Annotated in this window: 25 protein-coding genes and 1 pseudogene; 14 read left to right on the top strand and 12 right to left on the bottom strand. The window is 70.7% G+C overall.

Going from position 1 to position 25,062, the window contains the following annotated elements; all coding sequences use genetic code 11:
* Positions 1 to 7: 7 nt before the first annotated feature.
* From ACIBNA_RS25665 to ACIBNA_RS25645, 5 genes and pseudogenes are all read right to left on the bottom strand, one after another.
* Positions 8 to 592: an ArsR/SmtB family transcription factor gene (locus ACIBNA_RS25665; protein ID WP_399167467.1), complete on the bottom strand. Its 585-nt coding sequence runs from the start codon at positions 590 to 592 to the stop codon at positions 8 to 10.
* Between the two features lie 89 nt (positions 593 to 681).
* Positions 682 to 1,035, bottom strand: a pseudogene (locus ACIBNA_RS25660) (glycine betaine ABC transporter substrate-binding protein); the annotation flags it as partial.
* An 8-nt stretch (positions 1,036 to 1,043) separates the two neighbouring features.
* Complete coding sequence (locus ACIBNA_RS25655) at positions 1,044 to 1,865, bottom strand: ABC transporter permease (RefSeq protein WP_399167466.1); 822 nt, start codon at positions 1,863 to 1,865, stop codon at positions 1,044 to 1,046.
* Positions 1,862 to 3,115: a betaine/proline/choline family ABC transporter ATP-binding protein gene (locus ACIBNA_RS25650; protein ID WP_399167465.1), complete on the bottom strand. Its 1,254-nt coding sequence runs from the start codon at positions 3,113 to 3,115 to the stop codon at positions 1,862 to 1,864. Before ACIBNA_RS25650 ends, ACIBNA_RS25655 begins: the two co-directional genes overlap by 4 nt.
* Positions 3,108 to 3,755: an ABC transporter permease gene (locus tag ACIBNA_RS25645; protein ID WP_399167464.1), complete on the bottom strand. Its 648-nt coding sequence runs from the start codon at positions 3,753 to 3,755 to the stop codon at positions 3,108 to 3,110. The genes ACIBNA_RS25650 and ACIBNA_RS25645 overlap by 8 nt, the downstream gene beginning before the upstream one ends.
* Before the next feature lie 229 nt (positions 3,756 to 3,984).
* Here ACIBNA_RS25645 and ACIBNA_RS25640 point away from each other — a divergent pair, with 229 nt between their 5' ends.
* A complete protein-coding gene (locus ACIBNA_RS25640; protein ID WP_399167463.1) occupies positions 3,985 to 5,223 on the top strand; it encodes an RNA-guided endonuclease InsQ/TnpB family protein in 1,239 nt (412 codons plus the stop codon).
* Here ACIBNA_RS25640 and ACIBNA_RS25635 read toward each other — a convergent pair.
* The gene (locus ACIBNA_RS25635) at positions 5,220 to 5,705 is read right to left on the bottom strand and encodes an Lrp/AsnC family transcriptional regulator (protein ID WP_399167462.1); all 486 of its coding nucleotides are present in this window, start codon (positions 5,703 to 5,705) and stop codon (positions 5,220 to 5,222) included. The genes ACIBNA_RS25640 and ACIBNA_RS25635 overlap by 4 nt on opposite strands.
* A 123-nt stretch (positions 5,706 to 5,828) precedes the next feature.
* On the opposite strand from ACIBNA_RS25635, the gene hppD reads away from it, so the two are divergent.
* Positions 5,829 to 6,974 carry a 4-hydroxyphenylpyruvate dioxygenase gene (gene hppD / locus ACIBNA_RS25630; RefSeq protein WP_399167461.1) on the top strand — a complete coding sequence of 382 codons (1,146 nt, stop codon included), beginning with the start codon at positions 5,829 to 5,831 and terminating at the stop codon, positions 6,972 to 6,974.
* 52 nt (positions 6,975 to 7,026) lie between these two features.
* On the opposite strand, the gene ACIBNA_RS25625 is transcribed toward hppD, so the two are convergent.
* Positions 7,027 to 8,457, bottom strand: coding sequence for a tetratricopeptide repeat protein (locus ACIBNA_RS25625; protein WP_399167460.1), 1,431 nt, complete (start codon positions 8,455 to 8,457; stop codon positions 7,027 to 7,029).
* A 92-nt stretch (positions 8,458 to 8,549) separates the two neighbouring features.
* Here ACIBNA_RS25625 and ACIBNA_RS25620 point away from each other — a divergent pair, with 92 nt between their 5' ends.
* Complete coding sequence (locus ACIBNA_RS25620) at positions 8,550 to 9,971, top strand: FAD-binding oxidoreductase (protein ID WP_399167459.1); 1,422 nt, start codon at positions 8,550 to 8,552, stop codon at positions 9,969 to 9,971.
* A gap of 20 nt (positions 9,972 to 9,991) precedes the next feature.
* Here the strand turns inward: ACIBNA_RS25620 and ACIBNA_RS25615 are convergent, their stop codons facing one another.
* Complete coding sequence (locus ACIBNA_RS25615) at positions 9,992 to 10,402, bottom strand: SsgA family sporulation/cell division regulator (protein ID WP_399167458.1); 411 nt, start codon at positions 10,400 to 10,402, stop codon at positions 9,992 to 9,994.
* Positions 10,403 to 10,646: 244 nt separating this feature from the next.
* Here ACIBNA_RS25615 and ACIBNA_RS25610 point away from each other — a divergent pair, with 244 nt between their 5' ends.
* Both ACIBNA_RS25610 and ACIBNA_RS25605 read left to right on the top strand, forming a co-directional pair.
* A complete protein-coding gene (locus ACIBNA_RS25610; protein ID WP_399167457.1) occupies positions 10,647 to 12,449 on the top strand; it encodes an RDD family protein in 1,803 nt (600 codons plus the stop codon).
* 118 nt (positions 12,450 to 12,567) lie between these two features.
* Entirely contained in the window at positions 12,568 to 13,281 is a 714-nt protein-coding gene (locus tag ACIBNA_RS25605; RefSeq protein WP_399167456.1) for an RDD family protein, read from the top strand.
* Positions 13,282 to 13,329: 48 nt separating this feature from the next.
* Here the strand turns inward: ACIBNA_RS25605 and ACIBNA_RS25600 are convergent, their stop codons facing one another.
* Positions 13,330 to 13,614, bottom strand: coding sequence for a hypothetical protein (locus ACIBNA_RS25600; RefSeq protein WP_399167547.1), 285 nt, complete (start codon positions 13,612 to 13,614; stop codon positions 13,330 to 13,332).
* A 433-nt stretch (positions 13,615 to 14,047) separates the two neighbouring features.
* Between ACIBNA_RS25600 and ACIBNA_RS25595 the strand changes: the two genes are divergently transcribed.
* Together ACIBNA_RS25595 and ACIBNA_RS25590 are read left to right on the top strand one after the other, a co-directional pair.
* Positions 14,048 to 16,399 carry an immune inhibitor A domain-containing protein gene (locus tag ACIBNA_RS25595; RefSeq protein ID WP_399167455.1) on the top strand — a complete coding sequence of 784 codons (2,352 nt, stop codon included), beginning with the start codon at positions 14,048 to 14,050 and terminating at the stop codon, positions 16,397 to 16,399.
* 122 nt (positions 16,400 to 16,521) lie between these two features.
* Positions 16,522 to 16,866, top strand: coding sequence for a hypothetical protein (locus tag ACIBNA_RS25590; RefSeq protein ID WP_399167454.1), 345 nt, complete (start codon positions 16,522 to 16,524; stop codon positions 16,864 to 16,866).
* 100 nt (positions 16,867 to 16,966) lie between these two features.
* Here the strand turns inward: ACIBNA_RS25590 and ACIBNA_RS25585 are convergent, their stop codons facing one another.
* The 3 genes from ACIBNA_RS25585 to ACIBNA_RS25575 all read right to left on the bottom strand — a co-directional run bounded on the left by ACIBNA_RS25585 (position 16,967) and on the right by ACIBNA_RS25575 (position 19,403).
* Positions 16,967 to 17,260: a hypothetical protein gene (locus ACIBNA_RS25585; protein WP_399167453.1), complete on the bottom strand. Its 294-nt coding sequence runs from the start codon at positions 17,258 to 17,260 to the stop codon at positions 16,967 to 16,969.
* 57 nt (positions 17,261 to 17,317) lie between these two features.
* A complete protein-coding gene (locus ACIBNA_RS25580) occupies positions 17,318 to 17,905 on the bottom strand; it encodes an isochorismatase family protein (protein ID WP_399167452.1) in 588 nt (195 codons plus the stop codon).
* 151 nt (positions 17,906 to 18,056) lie between these two features.
* On the bottom strand, positions 18,057 to 19,403 hold the full coding sequence (locus ACIBNA_RS25575) for a nicotinate phosphoribosyltransferase (RefSeq protein WP_399167451.1): 1,347 nt from the start codon (positions 19,401 to 19,403) through the stop codon (positions 18,057 to 18,059).
* A 107-nt stretch (positions 19,404 to 19,510) separates the two neighbouring features.
* Here ACIBNA_RS25575 and clpS point away from each other — a divergent pair, with 107 nt between their 5' ends.
* From clpS to ACIBNA_RS25540, 7 genes are all read left to right on the top strand, one after another.
* On the top strand, positions 19,511 to 19,828 hold the full coding sequence (gene clpS / locus ACIBNA_RS25570; RefSeq protein ID WP_020270284.1) for an ATP-dependent Clp protease adapter ClpS: 318 nt from the start codon (positions 19,511 to 19,513) through the stop codon (positions 19,826 to 19,828).
* Positions 19,829 to 19,860: 32 nt separating this feature from the next.
* Positions 19,861 to 20,472 carry a DUF2017 domain-containing protein gene (locus ACIBNA_RS25565; RefSeq protein WP_399167450.1) on the top strand — a complete coding sequence of 204 codons (612 nt, stop codon included), beginning with the start codon at positions 19,861 to 19,863 and terminating at the stop codon, positions 20,470 to 20,472.
* Between the two features lie 341 nt (positions 20,473 to 20,813).
* The gene (locus ACIBNA_RS25560) at positions 20,814 to 22,238 is read left to right on the top strand and encodes an amino acid permease (protein WP_399167449.1); all 1,425 of its coding nucleotides are present in this window, start codon (positions 20,814 to 20,816) and stop codon (positions 22,236 to 22,238) included.
* A 153-nt stretch (positions 22,239 to 22,391) separates the two neighbouring features.
* Positions 22,392 to 22,814: a Mov34/MPN/PAD-1 family protein gene (locus tag ACIBNA_RS25555; RefSeq protein WP_086844176.1), complete on the top strand. Its 423-nt coding sequence runs from the start codon at positions 22,392 to 22,394 to the stop codon at positions 22,812 to 22,814.
* Between the two features lie 108 nt (positions 22,815 to 22,922).
* Positions 22,923 to 23,030 (top strand): putative leader peptide, encoded by a 108-nt coding sequence (locus tag ACIBNA_RS25550; RefSeq protein WP_342456385.1) that lies wholly within the window; start codon positions 22,923 to 22,925, stop codon positions 23,028 to 23,030.
* A gap of 114 nt (positions 23,031 to 23,144) precedes the next feature.
* Positions 23,145 to 23,423: a MoaD/ThiS family protein gene (locus ACIBNA_RS25545; RefSeq protein WP_356669266.1), complete on the top strand. Its 279-nt coding sequence runs from the start codon at positions 23,145 to 23,147 to the stop codon at positions 23,421 to 23,423.
* Positions 23,424 to 23,429: 6 nt separating this feature from the next.
* Positions 23,430 to 24,380 (top strand): PLP-dependent cysteine synthase family protein, encoded by a 951-nt coding sequence (locus tag ACIBNA_RS25540; RefSeq protein WP_274816625.1) that lies wholly within the window; start codon positions 23,430 to 23,432, stop codon positions 24,378 to 24,380.
* The last annotated feature ends 682 nt before the right edge of the window (positions 24,381 to 25,062 follow it).

The following is a 25,062-nucleotide window of genomic DNA, read 5'->3' as shown; positions in this document are numbered from 1 at the left end:
GGGCCTTTCAGTTCGTGCGAACAGGGAAGACGTGCGTGTGGACGCGTACCTGCTCGGCGTCCGGGGCGGCTTCGGCGGAAGCCTGGGTGCGGTAGTGCTCCACGAGGTCGTGCATCTTCTGCACAAGCTCCAGGGCGAGCGCGGGCGGCAGGCGCAGGGTGAAGTCGCTGGCGTCCGAGGCGCGGTACCACTCCTCGGACCACTCGTGAGTGGTCCCGAGGAACGTCGAGAGTTCCTGGGCGTGTGTGGTCGCGACCTCGTGCAGGAACGCGGAGGCCGCCCCGCGCACCGTCGGGTCGGCGTGCCGGAGCAGGGACTCGTCGAACTGCACGCCCCCGTGGACCGCTCGCCACCACCGCTCCCGGCCCTTGCCGTGCTCGGGGGCGTCCTCGACGAAGCCGTGCTCCGCGAGCTGCCGCAGGTGGTAGCTGGTTGCGCCGCTCGACTCGCCCAGTTTCTCAGCGAGTTGGGAGGCAGTGGCGGGTCCGCCGCGGCGCAGGGCCGTCAGCAGCCGCATACGCAGGGGATGCGCGAGGCCGCGCAGGGAGCGGGCGTCGAGCAGATGGGTGGGCCGATCCTCGGGTTCGGGCATACATGCAAAGGTAGCCTTGCAAAGGCTCCTTTGCAACGGCTTCTTTGTAAGTCACCCCTCCCTGACGAACCCCTCCTCCACCATCCACTCCAGCGCCACCTGATGCGATTCTTCGGCTCGCTGTGCCCCAGGTAAGTGATCCAGGCCGGGCCCGTGTACTCGTACCCGGCGTCGGCGTCGCCCTTGCGGACGGCCTCGCGGCTGCCGATGGAACCCTGGATGCCCGTGCGGTCGAGCACCTCCGCGCCGGCCGCCTCCAGGGCGATGCCCATGACCGCGCCGAGGATCAGCCCCTCGGTGAACGACTTCGACGGCACCGTCAGGCGCGCGCCCTTGAGCGGCTCGCCCCGTCCGACCGACCCGGGCCGCACGTCGTCCGCCATGGGGGAGCCGCTGGTCAGGCCGCAGCCCGCGACCAGCAGTCCCGCTGCCGCCAGGCACATCCGCCGTCTCAAGGCCGGAGCCCCCGCGGCCGCAGGAGCACCTCCGCCAGCGAGGCCAGCCAGTCCACCAGCAGCGCCAGGACCACCGTGAGGATCGAGCCCAGCACCAGCACCGGCATCCGCTGGTTGGTGATCCCGGTCGTGATCAGCACGCCCAGTCCGCCGCCCCCGCCGAAGACCGCCAGGGTGGCCGTGCCGACGCTCAGGACGAGGGCCGTGCGGACGCCCGCGAGGATCAGCGGGACCGCGAGGGGGAGTTCCACCCGGGTCAGGACTCCCACCGGCGACATGCCGATGCCCCGCGCCGCCTCCAGCAGCGTCGGGTCGTTCGCCTTCAGGCCGGTGATCGTGTTCGACAGCACGGGCAGGACGGCGTAGACGATGATGCCGATCAGGGCGGCCCGGCGGCCGATGCCCAGCCAGATGACGAGGAGCGCCAGCAGGCCGATCGCGGGGGTCGCCTGGCCCGTGTTGGCGAACGCCATCGCCACTGGGGTGGCCCTGCTGAACGCCCGGCGGGTCAGCAGGATCCCCAGGGGGATGGCGATGATCAGCACGAAGAACGTGGAGATCGCGGTCAGCTGGATGTGCTGCCACAGGGCCTTCGAGACCTGGCCGCCCGACAGGGCGTTGCGGGACAGCGCGTCCAGGTCGGCCTGCTGGAACCAGAGCCAGGTGGCGAGCAGTACGGCCACCAGGGCGGCGGGCAGGACGGTCAGCTTCTGCCAGCCGACGCGTCGGGGCGGCGGGCCGGGCGACGTCCGGGGCGCCTCGGCCTTGGGTCCGGCCCCCTGCTCGGGGGCGGTTCGCAGCGGCCCGGGAGCGGTCACCGCGTCCCTCCGACGCCGCCCACGCGCGTGACGCCTCCGCCGCCCTCCTGCTCCGCGTGCGTCTGCGCCGCCCGCAGTGCCTCCAGCTGGTGCTCCAGCGCGTCGAGCCGGTCGGCCTCCAGCATCTGGTGCACGGAGTTGATGAGCGTCTCCATGTCGACGACGCCGGTGTACTCGCCCCGCCGCCCCGTGACCGCCACCCGTCCGGCGTTGTCGGTGAGCACCGCCTCCACCGCGTCCCGCAGGGTCGCGTCCCGGGTGACCGTGTCGTGCACCAGCGTCCCGGCGCGGGCCAGCGAGCCCCGGGCCCGCATCAGGTCGCCGCGTCTGAGCCACTTGTAGGGGCGGCCGCGCCGGTCGAGCAGCAGGACCTCGTTGGTGCCGCTGGCCCGCAGCCTGTTGAAGATCTGCTGCAGCGGGTCGTCGATGGTGACCGTCGGATAGTCGGTGATCTCCACGTCCCGTACGCGGGTCAGGTTCAGCCGCTTCAGCGCCGCACCGGCGCCGACGAAGCCGGACACGAAGTCGTCCGCCGGGTTGGTGAGGATGGCCTCCGGGGTGTCGAACTGCGCGATGCGGGACCCTTCGCGCAGCACGGCGATCCGGTCGCCGATCTTGATCGCCTCGTCGAAGTCGTGCGTGACGAAGACGATCGTCTTGCGCAGCTCGTGCTGGAGCCGGATCAGCTCGTCCTGGAGATGGGCGCGGGTGATCGGGTCCACCGCCCCGAACGGCTCGTCCATCAGCAGCACCGGGGGGTCGGCGGCGAGGGCCCGGGCCACGCCCACGCGTTGCTGCTGGCCGCCGGAGAGCTGGCGCGGGTAGCGGCCGTGGAACTCGCCGGGATCGAGGCCGACGAGGTCGAGCAGTTCCTCGGTCCGTGCCCTGATCCGGGCCTTCGGCCAGCCGATCATCCTCGGTACGAGCGCGATGTTCTGCGCGACCGTCATGTGCGGGAAGAGCCCGGCGGACTGGATCGCGTAGCCGACCTTGCGGCGCAGCCTGACCGGGTCGATGTCGGTGACGTCCTCACCGCCCATGCGGATACGGCCGCCGGTCGGCTCGATCAGCCTGTTGATCATCTTGAGCGTGGTCGACTTGCCGCAGCCCGAGGGGCCGACGAAGACGACGACCTCGCCCGCCTTGATCTCCATGCTCACGTCGTCCACGGCCGGCTGCGCGCCGCCGGGGTACCGCTTGGTCAGGTTCTCCAGCTCGATGGAGGCCCCGTGGCCGCCGGTCTCAGGCACGGATCCCCCTGGGAATGGTCAGCCGCCCGATCAGGACGTACGCGGCGTCGAACAGCAGCGCCAGCACGATGATGCCGAGCGTGCCCGCGAGGACCTGGTTGAGCGCGTTGGCGCTGCCCAGCGAGGCGAGGCCGCGGAAGATGACGTTGCCGAGGCCGGGGCCGGAGGCGTACGCCGCGATGGCCGCGATGCCCATCAGCATCTGGGTCGCGACCCGGATCCCGGTCAGGATCGGCGGCCAGGCCAGCGGCAGCTCGATCCGCAGCAGCCGGGCCGGCCGGGACATCCCGATGCCCGTGGCCGCGTCCACCAGCGAAGGGTCGACCCCGCGCAGCCCGACGATCGCGTTGCGCACGACCGGCAGCAGCCCGTACAGCGTCAGCGCGATCACCGTCGGCGCCACGCCCAGCCCCACGACCGGGATGAGCAGACCGATCAGGGCGAGCGCCGGCACGGTCAGGATGGTGGCGGTGGCCGTGGTCGCGAGGTTCCCGGCCCACGCGCTGCGGTAGGTGGCGAAGCCGATCAGCACCCCGAGCACGGTCGCGACGACCATGCACTGGAAGACGGCGCTCGCGTGCTGGTAGGCGTCCGTGAGCAGCTGCTGGTGCCGGCCCGCCACGTACTCCCAGAAGTTCACACGCGCTCACCCTTAGACTTCAGCGAATTCTTGCGAGGCACCCCGGGCGTCTACGCCCGGGAGGAATGGCATCCCCGTGGCTGCGGCGCGGAGCGCCGCAGCATCACTGTGACGGCTCGGCCGGGGAGCGGTCGGGTGATGTGAGCGCGTGGTCGGTTGAGTCACTCGATGTGATGAACGCGGCCGAACGTGTGGGGGCATCTCGTACGGGTGCCTACGATCGGTGATCGTGAAGCTGGTGGTGCAGGTCAAACTGGAGCCGACGCCCGGACAGGCGGCGGCGCTTGAGGCGACCCTGCGCGCCTGTAACGAGGCCGCCACCTGGGTGAGTGAGATCGCTTTCGAGCGCGGGGAGTTCAAGAACTTCCCCCTGCGCAAGCACACCTACGACGAGGTGAAGTCGAGGTGGAGCCTGGGCGCGCAGGCCGCCCAGCACGTGATCAAGAAGACCTGTGACGCGTACACCACTCTGAAGGCGAACCTGAAGGCCGGCAACCTCGGCAGGCCCGGCTCGAAGCGCTACCGCAAGGCCACCGAGAAGCCTCTCGCCTTCCGCCCCCAGGGCGCCCAGCCCTACGACGACCGGATGCTCTCGTGGCAGATCGCCGAGCGCACGGTGTCGGTCTGGACCACGTCGGGGCGGGTCAAGAACGTGGCCTTCACCGCCTCGGTGGAGCAGCTCGCCACGCTCGCCCTGTACCGCAAGGGCGAGTCCGATCTGCTGGAACGCGACGGCATGTGGTTCCTCAGCGCCACCTGCGAGGTCCCCGAGGCGGAGCTGAACTCGGCTCCGGCGGACTTCCTCGGCATCGACCTGGGCATCGTGAATATCGCCACCACATCCGACGGCGAGATCATGGCCGGGCGCGAGCTCAACCGCGTCCGGGTCCGTGAGCGCGGCCTGCGCACCAAACTGCAGAAGAAGAACACCCCGTCCGCGAAACGGCGCCTGAAGAAACGCAGGCGCAAGGAGGCGCGGCGGGCGAAGGACATCAACCACAAGATCGCGAAACATGTGGTGGCCGAGGCAGAACGCACCGGTCGCGGAATCGCCCTGGAAGAGTTGACGGGCATCCGTGAGCGGGTACGGCTTCGCAAGCCCCAACGGGCCACCCACTCCTCCTGGGCGTTTCACCAGCTCGGAGAGTTCATCGCGTACAAGGCCCGCAAGGCCGGGGTGCCAGTGGTGCACGTCGACCCGGCGTACACCTCGCGCACCTGCGCCGAATGCGGGCACATCGACAAGGCTAACCGGGTCTCCCAGGCCTTCTTCGCATGCCGGAACTGCGGATTCGTTGATCACGCAGACCGGAACGGCTCCCGCAACATCCGCGCCCGCGCGTGGGAGTTGTGGCGACGCGGGGCCCAGTCAACGGCCCCCGCCCCACCCCGGACATCCCGGGGCGGGGCTGGACGCAAACGCGGCATCACAGCCAGTGATGCCCGTTGTGCAAGCCCGGGACTTTAGTCCCGGGTAGTTGACGTCTCCTCCGCGGCCTGCTCCACCAGCGGGATGATCCGCAGCGGGACGGGGTTCTCCATGACGATCGCCGTGGAGGCCCGGACGATGCCATCAAAACCGACGACCCGGTCGATCACACGCTGGAGATCGGCGTTCGAGCGGGCCACCAGCCGGCACAGCATGTCCCCGCTGCCGGTGGTGGTGTGCAGCTCCAGCACCTCGGGCACGGTCGCCAAGTGGGCCCGTACGTCGGCCCCTTGGCCCTGCCGGATCTGGAGCGTGGCGAAGGCGGTGACCGGATAGCCGAGCGCGGCCGGATCCACCTCCGGACCAAATCCGCGGATGACTCCGTTCGACTGAAGCCGGTCGAGCCGCGCCTGCACGGTGCCCCGGGCGACGCCGAGCCGGCGCGACATCTCCAGCACCCCGATCCGCGGCTCCCGCGCGAGCAGCAGGATGATCCGGCCGTCCAGATGATCGATCGTCACAGCAGCCTCCCGAGATGGTCATCCTGTACAGAAAGGCCGATGCTTCGGCCGTATTGCTGAACAGATTGCCCAGCTGATACGCAAACTATTGCGCACCTTGCCGGGCGGGGAGACCCTGCGGCTATGACGCAGACCACACACCACACTCCCGACACCGCCCGGCAGGCCGACCCCTTCCCGGTCAAGGGAATGGACGCGGTCGTCTTCGCCGTGGGCAACGCCAAGCAGGCGGCGCACTACTACTCCACCGCCTTCGGCATGAAGCTGGTCGCCTACTCCGGACCGGAGAACGGCAGCCGCGAGACCGCTGCCTACGTCCTGGAGAACGGCTCCGCCCGCTTCGTCCTCACCTCCGTCATCAAGCCCTCCTCGGACTGGGGCCACTTCCTCGCCCGGCACGTGGCCGAGCACGGCGACGGCGTCGTCGACCTCGCCATCGAGGTGCCGGACGCCCGCGCGGCGTTCGCCTACGCCGTCGAGCACGGCGCCCGCCCGGTCACCGAGCCGTACGAGCTGAAGGACGAGCACGGCACGGTCGTCCTGGCCGCCATCGCCACCTACGGCGAGACCCGCCACACCCTCGTCGAGCGCTCCGGCTACGACGGCCCCTACCTGCCCGGCTACGTCGCGGCCCAGCCGATCGTCGAACCGCCCGCCCAGCGCACCTTCCAGGCCATCGACCACTGCGTCGGCAACGTCGAACTCGGCCGGATGAACGAGTGGGTCGGCTTCTACAACAAGGTCATGGGCTTCACGAACATGAAGGAGTTCGTGGGCGACGACATCGCCACCGAGTACAGCGCGCTGATGTCGAAGGTCGTCGCCGACGGCACGCTCAAGGTCAAGTTCCCGATCAACGAGCCGGCCATCGCCAAGAAGAAGTCCCAGATCGACGAGTACCTGGAGTTCTACGGCGGCGCGGGCGTCCAGCACATCGCGCTCAACACCAACGACATCGTCCAGACGGTCCGCACCATGCGCGCGGCCGGCGTCGAGTTCCTCAACACGCCCGACTCCTACTACGACACGCTGGGGGAGTGGGTCGGCGAGACCCGCGTCCCGATCGACACCCTGCGCGAGCTGAAGATCCTCGCCGACCGCGACGAGGACGGCTACCTGCTCCAGATCTTCACCAAGCCGGTCCAGGACCGCCCGACCGTCTTCTTCGAGATCATCGAGCGGCACGGCTCCATGGGCTTCGGCAAGGGCAACTTCAAGGCCCTCTTCGAGGCGATCGAACGAGAGCAGGCGCGGCGCGGCAACCTGTGACCCCGGCTGCCCCGGACAGGTCGTGCGGGTGTCACGGGGCACCCGCACGACCTCATTCCCCGTCCATCTCCGGCACCCCCTCATCGGGCGGCTCCCCCAACGCCTCCAACGCCGCCCGCGCCGCAGGCACATGCAGCGGCGAGAAGTACGGATTGATCCGCAGCGCCTCCGCGAGGTGCCGTCGCGCGGCCCCGTACCGCTTCAGCTCCCGCTCGATCATGCCGCGGTGATACGCGTACGCCGCACTGCGCACCCCGCCCCCCTGTTCCCCCTCCGTCGCCCGCACCGCGAACCGCAGGGCCTCCTCGTGCCGCCCGGCCCGGTGCAGTGCCCAGCCCAGCGCGTCGGCGACCTCGGTGCCGGGCTGGCGGCGCCACTCCGCTCGCAACCGCCGTACCGCCTCCCGCGGATCGCCGTGGTCCGCCTCGAACTGCCCCAGCACCAGCTCCTCGTCGGCCCCGCCCGCGGCGGCAGTCCGGACCCGCTCCCGCAGCAGGCCGTACCGCACCCGGGCCGCCTCCGGCATCCCGAGCGACTCGTACAACTCGCCCAGCTCCAGGGCGTACCGGGGGCAGGGCTGCTTGGTGAGCGCCACCCGGTAGGCGTTCAGCGCCTGAGTCGTGCGGCCCAGGGCCGCAAGCGTCCTGGCCTGTCCGGCCTGCGCGGCCCGCTGGTCCGGGTCGAGGCGCACCGCTTCCCGGAAGTGCCGCAGCGCGTCCTGGAGGTCCCCGCGTTCCCAGGCCAGCTGCCCGGCCCGCTCCAGGTAGGCCGCCCGCTCGGCCGGTGCCCGCGCGGCCGCCGCCGCGTCCGCCAGCGAGGCCGCCGCGTCCTCCCTCCAACCCTGGTCCCGGTAGACGGCGGCGGCCCGCGCCAGTACGGCGGGACCGGAGCGCAGCTCCGTCAGCCGGTCCAGCGTCCGTTTGGCCGCCGCGTGCTCACCGAGCCCGGTGTAGGCGTCGATGAGCAGCGGATACGTCGTCCACCGCCGGGGCTCGAGCTTCAGCGCCGCCTCGCCCCAGCGGCGGGCTGCGGGGAAGTCCCGGCGCGCGTTGGCCAGCGCGGCCAGCCCGGCCAGGGCCCGCGTGTTCCGCTCCGGCCGCACCTTCAGTGACGTACGCAACGCCTTCTCGGCACGCGGGTAGTACGCCGGGTCCGCCAGCCGCCGCCCCTGCTCCACATAGGCCGCCCCGAGCACCGCCCAGGACCGCGCGTCCCGCGGATGGGTCCGCAGCCGCCGCTCCCGCTCGTCGATCAGCTCCGCCAGGTCGGGCAGCGCGGCCGGCACCCCGGCGGTGACCGCCGCCATGGCCGGCGCCCCCGGCGACGGCGGAGCAGGCTCGGCGGGCCGCTCCCACGGCACCAGCACCAGCACCCCGCCGAGCACGGCACCCCCCGCGACGCAGGCGAGCACCACCCGCCGGGTGCGCAAGTGGCCCCTCGGGCTGCTCTGCTGCCGCTGCGGACCCTCCTGCTGGTTCTCCATGGCGCTCACTGTGCGTCAGTACGACGACCACACCCGAGCAGGCGAAGGGTGCCGCCGACGGGGTTCACACCGATGGCCCCGGGTGCGAACCTGTGATCATGAGCCGTATCGAAGCGCCCAGCTCCGAAGGCGCAGACACCGCAGCGACCGGCAACCTCGTCGATCTCCTGCTCGGCGGCCTGCCCGCCGAGGCCGTGCTCACCGACGCCGACGTCACGGCCTCCTACGCCCACGACATGGCGAGCTTCTGCCCGGCCGGCGCCCCGGCCGCGGTCGTCCTGCCCCGCACGGTCGAGCAGGTCCAGCACGTGATGCGCACCGCCACCGCCCTGCGCGTCCCGGTCGTCCCGCAGGGCGCCCGCACCGGACTGTCCGGCGCCGCGAACGCCTCCGACGGCTGCATCGTGCTCTCCCTGACCAAGATGGACCGGATCCTGGAGATCAACCCGGTCGACCGCATCGCCGTCGTCGAGCCCGGCGTGATCAACGCCGCCCTGTCCCGGGCCGTCGGCGAACACGGCCTGTACTACCCGCCGGACCCCTCCAGCTGGGAGATGTGCACCATCGGCGGCAACATCGGCACGGCCTCGGGCGGCCTGTGCTGCGTGAAGTACGGGGTCACCGCCGAGTACGTCCTCGGACTGGACGTCGTACTGGCCGACGGGCGGCTCATGTCCACCGGCCGCCGCACCGCCAAGGGCGTCGCCGGCTACGACCTGACCCGTCTGTTCGTCGGCTCCGAGGGCTCGCTCGGCATCGTCGTACGGGCCGTGCTCGGCCTGCGCCCCAAGCCGCCCGAGCAGCTCGTGCTGGCCGCCGAGTTCGCCTCCGGGGCCGCCGCCTGCGAAGCCGTGTGCCGCATCATGGAGGGCGGCCATGTCCCGTCACTCCTCGAACTCATGGACCGTACGACGGTCAAGGCCGTCAACGACATGGCGCAGATGGGCCTACCGGAGAGCACCGAGGCCCTGCTGCTCGCCGCCTTCGACACCACCGACCCGGCCGCCGATCTCGCCGCCGTCGGCGCGCTGTGCGAGGCCGCCGGTGCCACCCAGGTCGTACCGGCCGACGACGCGGCGGAGTCCGAGCTGCTCCTCCAGGCGCGGCGGTTGTCGCTCACCGCGCTGGAGGCGGTCAAGGGCGTGACGATGATCGACGACGTGTGCGTACCCCGCTCCCGGCTCGCCGAAATGCTCGAAGGGGTCGACCGGATCGCCGAGAAGTACCAGCTCACCATCGGGGTCGTCGCCCATGCGGGGGACGGCAACACCCACCCGACGGTGTGTTTCGACCAGGCGGACCCCGACGAGTCCCGGCGCGCCCGCGAGTCCTTCGACGAGATCATGGCCCTCGGTCTGGAACTCGGCGGCACCATCACCGGCGAGCACGGCGTCGGCGTGCTGAAGAAGGAGTGGCTGGCGCGCGAGATCGGCCCCGTGGGGATGGAGATGCAGCGGGCCGTCAAACAGGCCTTCGACCCGCTGGGCATCCTGAACCCGGGCAAGCTCTTCTGACGGCCGTGTCCTCGCCGGTCTCACTGGGCGAGCAGCTGGGCCAGTTCGTCGTCGAGGCCGAGCTGTTCACCCTCCGTCCCCGGCGGGACCACCCGCAGCGTGCGCTCCAGCCAGGCCGACACCGGGGCCGCCGGCGCCTCCAGCAGGGCGTCCCCGTCGGGTGAGGTCAGCGCCACCAGCACGACACTGCGCCCCTCGGCCTTCGTCGGCCACACCTGCACGTCCCCCCGCCCGCACGGCCGGAACACTCCCTCCACCAGCAGGTCCCGGGCGAACGTCCAGTGCACGGGGTGCGCGGAGTCGATGTGGAAGGTGACGTGCACGGCGTACGGATCGTCGGTGACATATCCGAGCCGGGCCGGCACCGGGATCCGGCGCTCCGGCGACAGGACGAGTTTCAGCTCCAGTTCGCGTTCCACCACGATGCGCATGACGGTGTTCCCTTCTCTGCACGGCTGCCCGCGAGGGCCGGTCGGGAGGAGAGAGCGCGCGGGGGCGGCGGCATTACGCGTGTTTCCGGAAGTTTTTTCGCAGGGGGAGGTGTCCGGCCGCGCGATCCGTAGCACATCGGTGCTCGAAAGGGGTGGGTCCGGTGGGAGCGGCGGTGGGGGTTGCGCACGTCTGATAGATGTGGAGGCTCCCATTTGGCCCTCGAGCAGATACGGGACGACGGAGATGAGCGCCCCAACCCCGGCCCCCGGTGACGACAGGCCCCGCGAAGGTTATTACCCGGACCCGTCCATTCCTGGATATGTCCGGTACTGGAATGGTGCCGCCTGGGTACCGGGCACCAGCCGTCCCGCGCCCAAGGACGGCGAGACGCTCGCGCCGCCGCCCGGTGCGGGGGCGGAGCAGCCCGGCGCCGCCGCCTCCGGCTCTGCCGCCGCCTCCGGCTCTGCCGCCTCCCCCTCCGGCTCGGCCTCGGCCCCGGTCGAGGAGACCGGTCCACACTTCTTCGACGAGGACCCGGCCGACGAGCCGTCCCCCGCCGACGCCCAGCACGGCAGCCGTCCCGAACCCGCGTCCGCCTGGGGCGCCGACCGCTCCCGTCAGTCGGGCTTCGGCGGCGATCCGGACCGCCGCGTCTCGTGGGGCGCACCGCAGGGCGCGCAGGGCGCCGACCCGAGGGTGTCGCACGCCGACCGGCAGCCAGCCGGCGAGTCCGCCCCACAGGGGGATTCACCGTCTCCCGCCGACCAGGAGGCGAACGCCGCGGAGGCAGGCAGCACGTTCGTCTTCCGTCGCCCGACGGGGAAGGCCGGGGGAGGAGCCCCCGCCGATGCCCCCGACGAGGGCACGATGACGTTCCGCGCGGTGTCGCCGCGTCCGGGCACGGCCGCGTCCGGAAGCGGCTCCGAGCCGGCCGGTGGCCCCGGCGGCAACTCCGGGACTCCGGGGTTCGGTTCTGCGGGCTCGGCGGGCTCAGTGGGCTCGGGCGGTCCGGGCAGTGGCCCGGCGGCGTCCGGGTTCGGCGCGCAGGCCGGGTCGGGCGGCTCCGGTGGCAACTCGGCAGGGTCTGGTTTCGGCGCGCAGGCAGGGGCGGCGGGCTCCGGTGCCTCGGGCTTCGGGTCGGCGGGGTCCGGTTTCGGAGCCCAGGCCGGCCCGGCCGGCAGCCCGGTGGGACCCGCCTTCGGCGCTCCGGGCGGCGCGGCCGCCTCCGCCGACGCCTCGAACCGTCCCGGCTTCGGCGCAGGGAAGGCCGCCGCCGCCCGGGCCGCCGCACCGGCAGACCCCGGCGTCCAGGCCTCCGCAGCCGCCCCGACGGCGCTGTCCGGGCCCCAGTCGGCGCCCACCGTCCCCCCGCAGTCCGGCGGGCCCCAGCCCGGCCCCGCCGCCTCCGCCATGCCCCTCAGCGCCGGCCCCGGCGGCGGTCAGTCCTCCTGGGCGCAGCAGGTGCACCGGCTCGCCGGAGCGGGCGGCGGTGACGAGCAGCCCGTCGCGCCCTGGAAGCCGCCGACCGAGGACGTGTTCCAGGCGGCCGCCCGGCGCCAGGCGTCGGCCCGCCCCGCGGCGCTCGGCAAGCGGCTGGCCGCCCGGCTGCTGGACACCCTCGTCCTCGCCGGCATCACCGCCGGGGCCGCCGTACCGCTCGGCATCAAGGCGGTCGACCACGTCAACGAGAAGATCGAGGAGGCCAAGCTCTCCGGCGAGACCGTCACGGTCTGGCTGCTCGACGGCACCACGTCGGCGTACCTCGGCATCGTCGTGGCCGTCCTGCTGCTCGTCGGTGTCGTCTCGGAGGTGCTGCCCACCGCCAAGTGGGGCCGCACCCTCGGCAAGAAGCTGATGGGTCTCGAAGTGCGGGACATCGAGGGCCACGACGCCCCGGAGTTCGGCGCGGCCCTGCGCCGCTGGCTGGTCTACAGCGTGCCCGGACTCCTCGTCGTCGGGATCGTCGGCATCGCCTGGTGCCTCTTCGACAAGCCGTGGCGCCAGTGCTGGCACGACAAGGCCGCGCACACGTTCGTGGCGGGCTGAGCAGCACCCGTACGTCCGGCACGGGAGGGCGTCGTACCGCTGCGGCACCAGGTGAATCCGTACCTCGGACGGCCGCCCGCCGGATGCGGAGCCGTGGGGTTCGCGGTCGACTCGGGCCATGAGCAGTGAACCGCCCCCCGGCTTCGGTCAGCAGCCCCCGGAAGACGATCCGTTCAGGAAGCGGCCCCCGGGCGAACAGCCCGGCGAGGGCGCGGGCTCGCCCTACGACCACGAGCCCCCGCCGTACCCGGGCGGCGGCCCCGGCGGTGTCCCTCCCGGCGGCGGCCAGGGCGGCGGCCCCTACGACGGCCCTCCCGGTGGTGGTCCTGGTGGCCCTGGCGGTCCCTACGGCGGCGGCTCCTACCCCACCGACCCCCTCGCCGGCATGCCCCCGCTCGCCGACAGCGGCAAGCGCACACTCGCCCGCATCATCGACATGATCCTGGTGGGTGTCGTCGTCTGGCTGCTCACCTGGGGCTTCGACGTCAACGAGTACGACGTGGACAGCGACCGCATCGAGGTCGGCAGGTCCTTCTGGCAGTCGGCGGTCGCCGCCATCCTCTACATCGCCTACGACACCCTGCTGACCGCGCGCACCGGCCAGACCCTCGGCAAGAAACTGCTGCACATGCGGGTGGCCAACCTCGACAACGGCGCCACGCCCTCCGTGCAGAACGCGCTGATGCGCGCGGCGGTGCTGTGGCTCCCGTTCGCCTTCTGCTGTGCCTGCGTCTGGACCGCGATCTCGGGCGGCTGGAGCTTCTTCGACCGGCCCTACAAGCAGGGCCTGCACGACAAGGCGGCCAAAACGGTCGTGGTCAGCACCAATTGAGGCGCAGACGCTTCAACTGGAGGTAAGGAAGGAAGGGTCAGCGGGCGGTCAGGAGACCGCCCGCTCGCGCACCGGTTCCGGAGTCGGGGCCGGCGCGGGGACCGAGGCCCGTACGGGTTCCTCGGGCGCGGGCTGTTCCACCGCCGCCAGGCGCTTCCCGGGCAGCGGCACGGTCATGGCGACCAGCAGACCGAGGGTGAGCGCCGCGACGGCGATGATCGCGATCCCCACAGCCGAACTCGTCTGTGACAGCAGCAGCATGGCGAGGGTCGAGAAGATCACGGTGCAGGAACCGTAGGCGAGCTGTGCGGCAGTCGGACGGGGCATGGCCATCATGTCCTCGAAGTGGGGGTCCACGGGGGTGTCGGCCTGGCATTCCGCCAGCTTCCGGGCGTTCCGCCAAGCGACTCTAACCGGCAGGGTGCCCGAGTGGAACGAACGGTAAGCGTGACCTAACCAACAGTGCCGTAGCACAGGGGGCGCACGGAGTCATGGCGTCCAGGTAGTGGACATATGCGCGCGCCCACCGGACGGTGGCACGTGCCTGTCGAACGGCGAACTCTGCCCGCCGGGTGCCGGGTCGGTCGTCCGTAAGACGAACAGTGACTCCGCATAGTGCACTTGACCTGTCCAAGTCAAGGTCTGTCTTTTCTTCTAAACCTCTAGTCAAATGTCGTCACTTGACTACACGCGTTGATCACGCGCGCGGCCTTCCACGACCAAGACCCCTTCCTTCCGCGCGCTCGAACGCGGGGGAGGAACTCAAGTGACCAGTAGACCCTGGACGTTCAGAGCGGCCGCCATGGGTGTGGCGCTCGCGGCGGCCACCGCCTCGACATACGGTGTGGCTCAGGCCGACGACACCTCCGCTCCCAGGTCCACCACCGTGGACCGGCACGACCCGGCGGATCGCCACCACCGCGAGCACGACCTCGAAGGCCCGCTGAGCAAGACTCAGGAGGCCCAGCGCGAGGAAGCCCTGAGACAGGTCATATCGGGCGATGCCACGGTCAAGAACCGTGACGGCTCGAAGGTCGTGCAGCTGAAGAGCAAGAAGGGCAAGAGCAAGTACGTCGAGCTCGGCCGTGAGAAGACCGACAAGATCTTCACGATCCTGGTCGAGTTCGGCGACAAGACCGACAGCCGCTACGGCGGCACCCCCGGCCCGCTGCACAACCGGATAGCCAAGCCGGACCGCACCAAGGACAACTCGACGGCCTGGCAGGCGGACTACAACCAGCAGCACTTCCAGGACCTGTACTTCGGCACCGGCAAGGGTGTCGAGTCGATGAAGAAGTACTACGAGAAGCAGTCCTCGGGCCGCTACTCGATCGAGGGCGAGGTCTCGGACTGGGTCAAGGTCCCCTACAACGAGGCCCGTTACGGCTCCAACAAGTGCGAGCCCGACAACTGCGCCTGGTACGCGGTCGCCGACGGCGTGAGCGCCTGGGTCTCCCAGCAGAAGGCGGCTGGGAAGACCGACGCCGAGATCAAGGCCAAGCTCGCCGAGTACGACCAGTGGGACCGCTACGACCACGACGGTGACGGCGACTTCAACGAGCGCGACGGCTACATCGACCACTTCCAGGTCGTGCACGCCGGCGAGGACGAGTCCGCGGGTGGCGGCGCCCAGGGCGAGGACGCGATCTGGGCCCACCGCTGGTACGCGTTCGGCACGGACGCCGGTGCCACCGGCCCCGACGACAACAAGCTCGGCGGCACCCAGATCGGCGACACCGGCATCTGGGTCGGCGACTACACCATCCAGCCGGAGAACGGCGGACTCGGCGTCTTCGCCCACGAGTACGGCCACGACCTCGGCCTGCCGGACCACTACGACACCTCCGGCACCGGGGCCGAGAACTCCACCGGCTTCTGGACCCTGATGTCCTCCGGCTCCTGGCTGGGCACCGGCAAGGACACCATCGGCGACCTGCCCGGCGACATGACCGCCTGGGACAAGCTGCAGCTCGGCTGGCTCGACTACGACACCGCCAAGGCCGCGACGAAGTCGAAGCACAAACTGGGCGTCGCCGAGTACAACACGAAGAACAAGCAGGCCCTCGTGGTCGAGCTGCCCGAGAAGCGGGTCACCACCGAGATCGTGGCGCCCGCGCAGGGCGCGAACCAGTGGTGGAGCGGCAGCGGCAACGACCTCGCCAACACGCTGACCCGCTCCGTCGACCTCACCGGCAAGGCGTCGGCCGCCCTCACCCTCGACGGCTGGTACGACATCGAGGCCGACTACGACTACCTCTACGCCGAGGTCTCGACCGACGGCGGCGCCAACTGGACCGCCCTCGACGGCACGGTGGACGGGCAGCCGATCCCGCGCGACGGCAGCGGCAAGCCGGCCCTGACCGGCTCGGCCGACGCCTACAAGAAGCTGGCGTACTCCCTCGACGCCTACGCCGGCAAGAAGATCGACCTGCGCTTGCGCTACCAGACCGACGGCGGTCTGGCGCTGAAGGGCTTCACGGCCGACCAGATCACCGTCACCGCCGACGGCACCGACCTCTTCTCCGACAACGCGGAGAGCGCGGACGCGGCCTGGACGGCGAAGGGCTTCTCCCGCATCGGCGCGGCGATCACGGACGACTACGCCCAGTACTACATCGCCGAGAACCGCCAGTACGTGTCGTACGACAAGACCCTCAAGGTCGGTCCGTACAACTACGGCTTCCTGACCACGCGTCCGGACTGGGTGGAGCACTACCCCTACCAGAACGGCCTGTTGATCTGGAAGTGGGACACCTCCCAGAAGGACAACAACACCAGCCAGCACCCGGGCACGGGGCTGCTCCTTCCCGTCGACTCCCACCCGACGGCGATGAAGTGGTCGGACGGCACGCTCATGCGCAACCGCATCCAGTCCTACGACTCGCCGTTCAGCCGGTACCGCACGGACGGCATCACGCTGCACAACGCGGACGTCGCGACGAAGATCCCGTCCTCCAAGGGGGTCCCGGTCTTCAACGACCGCACGAGCACGTACTACGACGAATCAAACCCCCGCGCCGGCGTCAAGATCACTGACACCAACACCAAGATCAAGATCGTCAAGGAAGCCAAGGACGGCTCCACGATCTCGCTCGAGGTCGGCCCCGCGGTGAAGTAGGCGGCGTTTTACCAGGTCAGAGCATGATCGGCGGTGACCCACTGGCGGGTCACCGCCGATTCGTGTTTAGGTGCGTCCTGTGGCTCTCTTATTGACACCGACCGACACGGGGGGATGACCGCATGGCCGCAGGAGGCTTCTGCAAGCTGCCGAACGGCATGGTGGTGGTGGCACTGAACCTGCCCAGTCCCGCCGTCGACGGCCCCGGCGCCGTCCGCGTCCTCGTCCACTCCGTGAACCGCGCCCGAGCCCTGACCAGGCTCCGCAACCTCGGCCTGCGGTCGGTCTACCTGCGCGGCAACGCCGCCCCACCGACCCCCGACGAGATCACGGCGGTCCTCCACCACCCCGACGGCCTGATATGGCGCACGGCCCCTGACAACGGTGTCGTGGGCGGCCCGGACCTCGTCCTGGAACTGTGGCGCCCGATCAGAGCCCTCCTGAGGCGCCCTACGGCCCAGACGTAGTGACGCCGGCGCGGGCCACCGCGGCTGTGGCGGTGCCCCGCGTCCGGGCCGCTTCCCTGGCCGGCCGCTGTCGGCGCTCTCGCCTGCGCCGCCGTCCGCGCTACTTCTTGCGCTGCTTGGCGCTCTCCTTGGCGGCGGCCACCGCGGCCGCCTTCTTCAGGCCGGTGACCGTCGTGGTGAACTTGCCCGGGCGGGCCGAGCTCTTGCGCACCTTCTCGGCCTCGGCGGCGGTCAGCGCCACGATGTGGGAAGAGGCCGGCTGGACGGTGCCCTTGCTGTGGACGAACACGCCCTGGTTCCCGCCGACGGGGATCCAGAACGTGGGCACCGAGGTGATGCCCGGGTGGTCCCCCGCGGCGAGCTGCGTCAGGTAGAGGGCGTACTGCTTGCCCACGCTGAAAAATCCGGGCAAAGCGCCCTGAGGCGCCTTGCCCGGCCGACCGGTGAGGGATTAGACGACGGGCTTGCCGGAAAGCTCGACCCTGGCCTTGCGCATCTCCTCGACAGCCCGCTCCGTGGTCTCCTCGGCCACCCCGGCGGTCAGGTCCAGCAGCACCTGCGTACGGAAGCCCTCCCGTACGGCGTCCAGCGCGGTGGCCTTCACGCAGTGGTCCGTGGCGATGCCGACCACGTCGACCTCGGTGACCTCGCGGGAGCGGAGCCAGTCGGCCAGTTTTGTGCCGTTCTCGTCCGTGCCCTCGAAGCCGCTGTACGCCGCCGCGTACGCGCCCTTGTCGAAGACGGCGTCGACGGAGCCGGACGCGACGGCGGGGGCGAAGTTCGGGTGGAAGCCGACGCCCTCCGTGCCGGCGACGCAGTGCGCGGGCCAGGAGCGGACGTAGTCGGGGTTGGCGGAGAAGTGACCGCCGGGGGCGATGTGGTGGTCGCGGGTGGCCACGACGTGCTGGTAGCCGGACCCGGCCGCCTGGCCGATCAGCTCGGTGACGGCGGCGGCCACGTCGGCACCGCCGGCCACCGCGAGGCTGCCCCCCTCGCAGAAGTCGTTCTGCACGTCTACGACGATCAAGGCGCGGCGCATGGTCGGTGTCCTTCGGCTATGAGGTCGGCAAGCCCGGCCGGTGAACTTCCGAGCCTATTGACATGGAGGGCGAGACGGGAGGGGGCACGGGTCGGCGCATCGCGGCACACCGCAATCAGGGGGTGTCCGCACAGTCCCGTGCGGACACCTCCTAGCTACCCGAGGCCCCGTGCGCGTACTCCGTCGGAAGGACGGGCTCCCCGCGCGAGAGCTGCGTGGCCGACATCGGGAGCCCCGCACGCGCCGCCGCGTGCCGGTCCCGCGCCGCGTCCAGCGGCTCGCGGGCGACGACCTCGCCGCCCTTGACCAGCTCCACCAGCAGCTGCCGGTCCGCGAGCTCGGTCGGGACCGGCCCGGTGCCGACCACCTCGGCCTCGGCGACCCCGTAGGAGTCCAGCCGCCGCGCGGCCCACTTGCGTCCGCCCACGGACGTCTTGCCCCCGCTCGACTTCTTCGCCACCGGCACCAGCGGCGCGTTCGGGTCGGTGGACTCGGCCCGTGCGACCAGCTTGTAGACCATCGAGGACGTCGGGTGCCCGGACCCGGTCACCAGCTGCGTACCGACGCCGTACGCGTCCACCGGCGCCGCCGCCAGCGAGGCGATCGCGTACTCGTCCAGGTCCGAGGTCACGATGATCTTCGTGTCGGTCGCTCCCAGCTCGTCCAGCTGCTGCCGCACCCGGTGCGCCACCAGCAGCAGGTCTCCGGAGTCGATCCGCACGGCCCCGAGCCCGGTCCCGGCGACCTCGACGGCCGTACGGACCGCCTCGGCGACGTCGTACGTGTCCACCAGCAGCGTCGTGCCCCGCCCCAGCGTGTTCACCTGGGCCTGGAAGGCGTCCCGCTCGCTGTCGTGCAGGAGGGTGAAGGCGTGCGCGGAGGTGCCGACGGTGGGGATGCCGTAGCGGAACCCGGCGGCCAGGTCCGAGGTGGTCGCGAAGCCGCCCACGTACGCGGCCCGGGACGCCGCCACCGCCGCCAGCTCGTGCGTGCGCCGGGCGCCCATCTCGATCAGCGGCCGGTCCCCGGCGGCCGACGACATGCGCGAGGCGGCAGCGGCGATCGCCGAGTCGTGGTTGAGGATCGACAGGATCACGGTCTCCAGCAGCACACACTCCGCGAAGGTGCCCTCGACCCGCATGATCGGCGAGCCCGGGAAGTACACCTCGCCCTCGGGGTAGCCCCAGATGTCCCCGCTGAAGCGGTAGCCGGCGAGCCAGTCGAGGGTCTCCCCGCCGACGATCTCGCGCTCGCGCAGGAAGTCGAGGACGCCCGCGTCGAAGCGGAAGTTCTCCACCGCGTCCAGCACCCGCCCGGTGCCCGCCACGACGCCGTAGCGGCGCCCGTTCGGCAGGCGCCGGGTGAAGACCTCGAACACGCTGCGCCGCTCGGCCGTGCCCGCCTCCAGGGCGGCCCGCAGCATCGTCAGCTCGTACTGGTCCGTGAAGAGCGCCGTCGAGGGAACATCCACCGGCAGTCCAAGGTCCGCTGTGTTCATGAGCGGGATCGTACCCCCATTTCGTCAGTCTGACGATTGTGTCTCCGGTCGACGCGATCGCCGTACTTCCAGGCCCGTTTGTGCGACTACCCCCCTTGGGTGGCAGCATGGGCAGTGTGACGTCACCCGCGCCCCTGGAGATCGAACGGACCGAGTCGGCGGAGGAGGTCTTCGCCGTACCGGAGCCGGACCTCCCCTGGGTCACCATCGTCCACAACGACCCGGTCAACCTCATGAGCTATGTGACGTACGTCTTCCAGACGTACTTCGGCTACTCCAAGGACAAGGCCACCAAGCTCATGCTCGACGTCCACCACAAGGGCCGGGCGGTCGTCTCCAGCGGCAGCCGCGAGGAGATGGAACGCGACGTGCAGGCCATGCACGGCTACGGCCTGTGGGCCACCCTCCAGCAGGACCGCAAGTAGCCAGCAGCCCGCCCAGCAGCGAAAAGGCGTTCATGCCCGGAACCTTCGAACCGCTTCCCGGCGGCGGCGCGGCCGTCGCCCTCGACGACGTCGAGATCTCCATCATCCGGTCGCTGGCCGTCCAGCTCCTGGAGCTCATCGGCCCCGGACCCGCCGAGGGCGCCGCTGACGAGGACCCGCTCGCCGAGCTGTTCTCTCAGGGCCCGAGCGAGCCGCCCGCCGACCCGGTGCTCAAGCGCCTCTTCCCGGACGCCTACAGCGACCCCGAGCAGCCCGCCTCGCACCGGGACGCCGAGGAACAGCGGGCGTACTCCGCCGAGTTCCGCCGCTACACCGAGAACGACCTGCGGGCCGGCAAGCGGGACAACGCCCTCGCGGTGATCCGCTCCCTGGACGCGCTCTCCTCGGCCTCGGCCGGCGAGGGCGGCGCGGTGCTGAAGCTGTCGGCGGAGGAGTCCCAGCGGTGGCTGGGCGCCCTGAACGACCTGCGGCTCGCGATCGGCTCGCGGCTGGAGATCACCGACGAGGAGGACACCGACCTCCTCTACCGCCTCCCGGACGAGGACCCGCGCAAGCCGATGGTGATGGCCTACCTGTGGCTGGGCGGACTCCAGGAGACGCTGGTCGGAACCCTTATGTCCTGATCTGTGCAGTTTCTGTGACCGCCGGATGACCGATCGGTGTTCGCTCAACGGACACTCAAATCCGGATAACGATCACATCACCGCGCCCGCCTCCTATGCCGACTTCGGCTGCGCTTTGTCCGGTTTTCCCTGTGCGGTGTGTCACAAGACGCCCGTGTGATCAGTGCTGCCGCCGTGATAGATCTTCACGATCGCCCGGCCGACACCACCCGAATGTCCGGCCGGGTGCGCCACCGAGTCGGCAACCGCCGGCCAGGCATCACTCCAGCAATCCGGGGGGATCGAGACCCGATCCGAGGCCGACGAAGGTCCGGGTCGGCATGGAGAAAGGCGCACCACACATGACCTCTGCGCAGGTCGACACGGAAAACGTCCCCGAGGAGGGGTACGAGCGCGGACTCGGCAGTCGCCAGGTCCAGATGATCGCGATCGGCGGCGCCATCGGCGTCGGCCTGTTCATGGGTGCCGGAGCGAACATCGCCAAGGCCGGCCCCAGCATCATCCTCATGTACGCCCTCGCGGGCGTCGTCATCTTCTTCATCATGCGGGCGCTGGGCGAACTGCTCCTCTACCGGCCCGTCTCCGGCTCCTTCGCCGAGTACGCCCGCGAATTCCTCGGCCCGTTCTTCGGGTTCGTCACGGGCTGGACGTACTGGCTCATGTGGGTGGTCACCGGCATGGCCGAACTCACGGCCGCCGCGATCTACATCCACTTCTGGTTCCCCGAGATCCCGCAGTGGGTCAGCGCCCTGGTGTTCCTGGTGGTGCTCTTCGGCGTCAACCTGATCTCCGTCAAGATCTTCGGCGAGGTCGAGTTCTGGTTCTCGATGATCAAGGTCACGGCCATCATCGGCATGATCGTCATCGGCCTCGGCGTGCTCACCCTCGGCTTCTCCGACGCCGGTGACACCGCCACCGTCTCCAACCTCTGGTCGCACGACGGCTTCTTCCCGAACGGCATCGGCTCCAGCCTGATGACGCTCCAGGGCGTCATGTTCGCCTACCTCGCCGTCGAACTCGTCGGCGTCACCGCGGGCGAGTCCGAGAACCCCGAGAAGACCCTGCCCAAGGCCATCAACACCCTGCCCTGGCGCATCATCGTCTTCTACGTCGGCGCGCTGCTGGTGATCCTCTCCGTCGTCAAGTGGACCGAGTTCTCCGCCGGCGAGAGCCCGTTCGTCCACGCCTTCGGCGAGATCGGCATCCCGCTCGCCGCGGGCATCGTCAACTTCGTGGTGCTCACCGCGGCCCTGTCGTCCTGCAACTCGGGCATGTACTCGACCGGCCGGATGCTGCGCGACCTGGCCGCCAACAGCGAGGCACCGGGGGCGTTCGGCAAGCTCAACGCCCGCAAGACACCCGCCGTCGGCATCACGGTCTCCGTGGCGCTCATGGGCATCGGCGTCGTCCTGAACTACGTCGTCCCGGAGAAGGCGTTCCTCTACGTCACCTCCGTCGCCACCGCGGCCGGCATCTGGACCTGGATGATGATCCTCGTCAGCCACATCCGCTACCGCGCCGCGGTCGACGCGGGCCGGCTGCGCGCCTCGTCCTTCCCCGCCCCCGGCGGTGCGCTCTTCAGCTGGGTCGCGCTCCTCTTCCTCGTCGGCGTGACCTGCATGATCGCGTACGACAAGGACGCACGGATCTGCCTGTACGTCGCGGCCGGCTGGGCCGTCGCCCTGGGCATCGGCTGGGCGGTGCTCAAGAGCCGCAACCCGCAGATCGCCGAGCGCCGCGACGCGGAGTTCGAGAAGGTCGGCTGAGTTCGGGAAGACCGGCTGTCGAACCAGCCAGGACGTCCAGCCGCAGGGAGTACTCGTGGCGCCCCCTGCGGCTGCCACTCAGGGCGTCCGGCATGTGGGCCGTTCCGTACCAGCCATCGGTACGGAACGGCCCTTCTGCTTATCCTGACGAGCATGCTGACCATCACCCAGGCCCTCGTCGACCAGATCGTCGCCCACGCGCGCAAGGACCACCCCGACGAGGCGTGCGGCGTCGTGGCTGGCCCGGCGGGCTCGGACCGCCCCGAGCGCTTCATCCCGATGCTCAACGCGGCCATGTCACCCACGTTCTACGAATTCGACTCCGGCGACCTGCTCAAGCTCTACCGCGAGATGGACGACCGCGACGAGGAGCCGGTGGTCATCTACCACTCCCACACGGCGACCGAGGCCTACCCCTCCCGCACCGACATCTCCTACGCGAACGAGCCCGGCGCGCACTACGTCCTCGTCTCCACGGCCGACACCGACGGGGCCGGCGAGTTCCAGTTCCGCTCCTTCCGGATCGTGGAGGGCGAGGTCACGGAGGAGGAGGTCGAGATCGTCGAAGCGTACTGAGCGGGTCTGAACGGGGCTGAACAGGGCGGTCTCACTCCCCGGCCCTAAATCGTCCGCGATGTGGGATCACATTCCAGAACCCGGACCGGGAATCGATACGATGAGCGCATGGTTTTCCACGACGTGAGCGACAAGACGGCGGAGCCCTTTTGGGCGTCGCTGCTCGTGGCGCGGCTGCACGTCGACCTGTGCAGGCTCGCCAGCGCCATCTGTTGACGCCGACCCCTGCCGCCGTACGGCCGTGAGCCGCGGCGCTGCACACACGCACCACCCCGCTGTTCCTGCGCTGCCGCGCGCCCGACTGACTACTCCCGACAGGAGCCCTGAGCCATGGCCATCGAGGTCCGCATCCCGACCATCCTCCGCCAGTACACCGACGGTCAGAAGGCGGTGGAGGGCAGCGGTGACACCCTCGCCGAGCTGTTCACCGACCTCGAGACGCGGCACGCCGGCATCCAGGCCCGCATCGTGGACGGCGACCAGCTGCGTCGCTTCGTCAACGTCTACCTGAACGACGAGGACGTGCGCTTCCTCGACGGCATCAACACCAAGCTGTCGGACGGCGACAACGTCACGATCCTGCCGGCCGTGGCCGGCGGCATGGTCTGATCACCGATGCGATACGACTCACCCCTGGCCGCGGTCGGCAACACCCCCCTGGTGCGCCTGCCGCGGCTGTCGCCGTCCGCCGACGTGCGCATCTGGGCGAAGCTGGAGGACCGCAACCCGACCGGGTCGGTCAAGGACCGCCCGGCCCTGCACATGATCGAGCAGGCGGAGAAGGACGGCCGCCTGACCCCGGGCTGCACGATCCTTGAGCCCACCTCGGGCAACACCGGCATCTCCCTGGCCATGGCGGCGAAGCTCAAGGGCTACCGCATCGTCTGCGTGATGCCGGAGAACACCTCACAGGAACGCCGGGACCTGCTGGCCATGTGGGGCGCCGAGATCATCTCCTCCCCGGCCGCGGGCGGCTCCAACACCGCCGTGCGCGTGGCCAAGGAGCTCTCGGCCGAGCACCCGGACTGGGTGATGCTCTACCAGTACGGCAACCCGGACAACGCGGGCGCCCACTACGCGACGACGGGCCCCGAGATCCTCGCGGACCTGCCCTCCGTCACCCACTTCGTGGCGGGCCTCGGCACCACGGGCACGCTCATGGGCGTGGGCCGCTACCTGCGCGAGAACAAGCCGGACGTCCAGATCGTCGCGGCCGAACCGCGCTACGACGACCTGGTCTACGGCCTGCGCAACCTCGACGAGGGCTTCGTCCCCGAGCTGTACGACGCGTCGGTCCTCACCAGCCGCTTCTCGGTCGGCTCCGCGGACGCGGTCACCCGCACCCGCGAGCTGCTCCAGCAGGAGGGCATCTTCGCCGGCGTCTCCACGGGCGCCGCGCTGCACGCCGCGCTCGGCGTGGGCCGCAAGGCCGTGAAGGCCGGCGAACCGGCGGACATCGTCTTCGTCGTCGCCGACGGCGGCTGGAAGTACCTGTCGACGGGCGTCTACACGGCGACCACGACGGAGGAGGCCATCGAGACGCTCCAGGGACAGCTCTGGGCGTAACCCGACGGCGGATCAGAGGAGAAGGGCCGGAGCAGCACTCCGGCCCTTCTTCGTCTCCGACCCTCTTTCTGCCTTCCCGGCCCGCAGTCCCGGCGGCAGCCCGGGCATGGGCCGGTCCCGGGGTGGGCCGGTCCCCAGGGTGGGCCGGTCCCCGGCGTGGGCCGGTTCGCTGGGCCGCCCCCTGGAGGCCGGGTGGGCCCGCCGGGGGTCGGCTGCGGTCATCGCTGCCGCGCTGGTGCTTGCTGCACGTGCTGCTCCCATGGCCGCGGCGAGGGCGGCGGCTGTCAGCCGGGGCCACGGCCCGGGTCTCGGCGGGGGCCGTCGCGGCTGTCGCGCTCGGTTGTCGTGCCCGGCTGTCGTGCCTGGGTCCTGGCCGTTGCGGCCGGTCCGTGGCATGTTCCCGCGGGGACGTCGCAGGGGAGCCCCGGCTCTCGGCCGGCCAGGTACCGCGCGGTCATCGCTGCCGGGTTGGTGCTGTACGTGCTGCTTCCACGGTTGCGGCGAGGGCGGCGGACGACGGCGGGGACCACCGCCCGGGCCTCGGCGCGGGGCGGCGCGGCTGTCGCGCCCGGCTGTCGCGCCCGGCTGTCGTGCCCGGCTGTCGTGCCTGGGTCCTGGCCGTTGCGGCCGGTCCGTGGCATGTTCCCGCGGGGACGTCGCAGGGGAGCCCCGGCTCTCGGCC

It is taken from the genome of Streptomyces sp. NPDC050164, assembly GCF_044459945.1.
Lineage (GTDB): Bacteria > Actinomycetota > Actinomycetes > Streptomycetales > Streptomycetaceae > Streptomyces > Streptomyces coeruleorubidus_A.
This window is presented reverse-complemented; position numbering and strand designations above follow the sequence as displayed.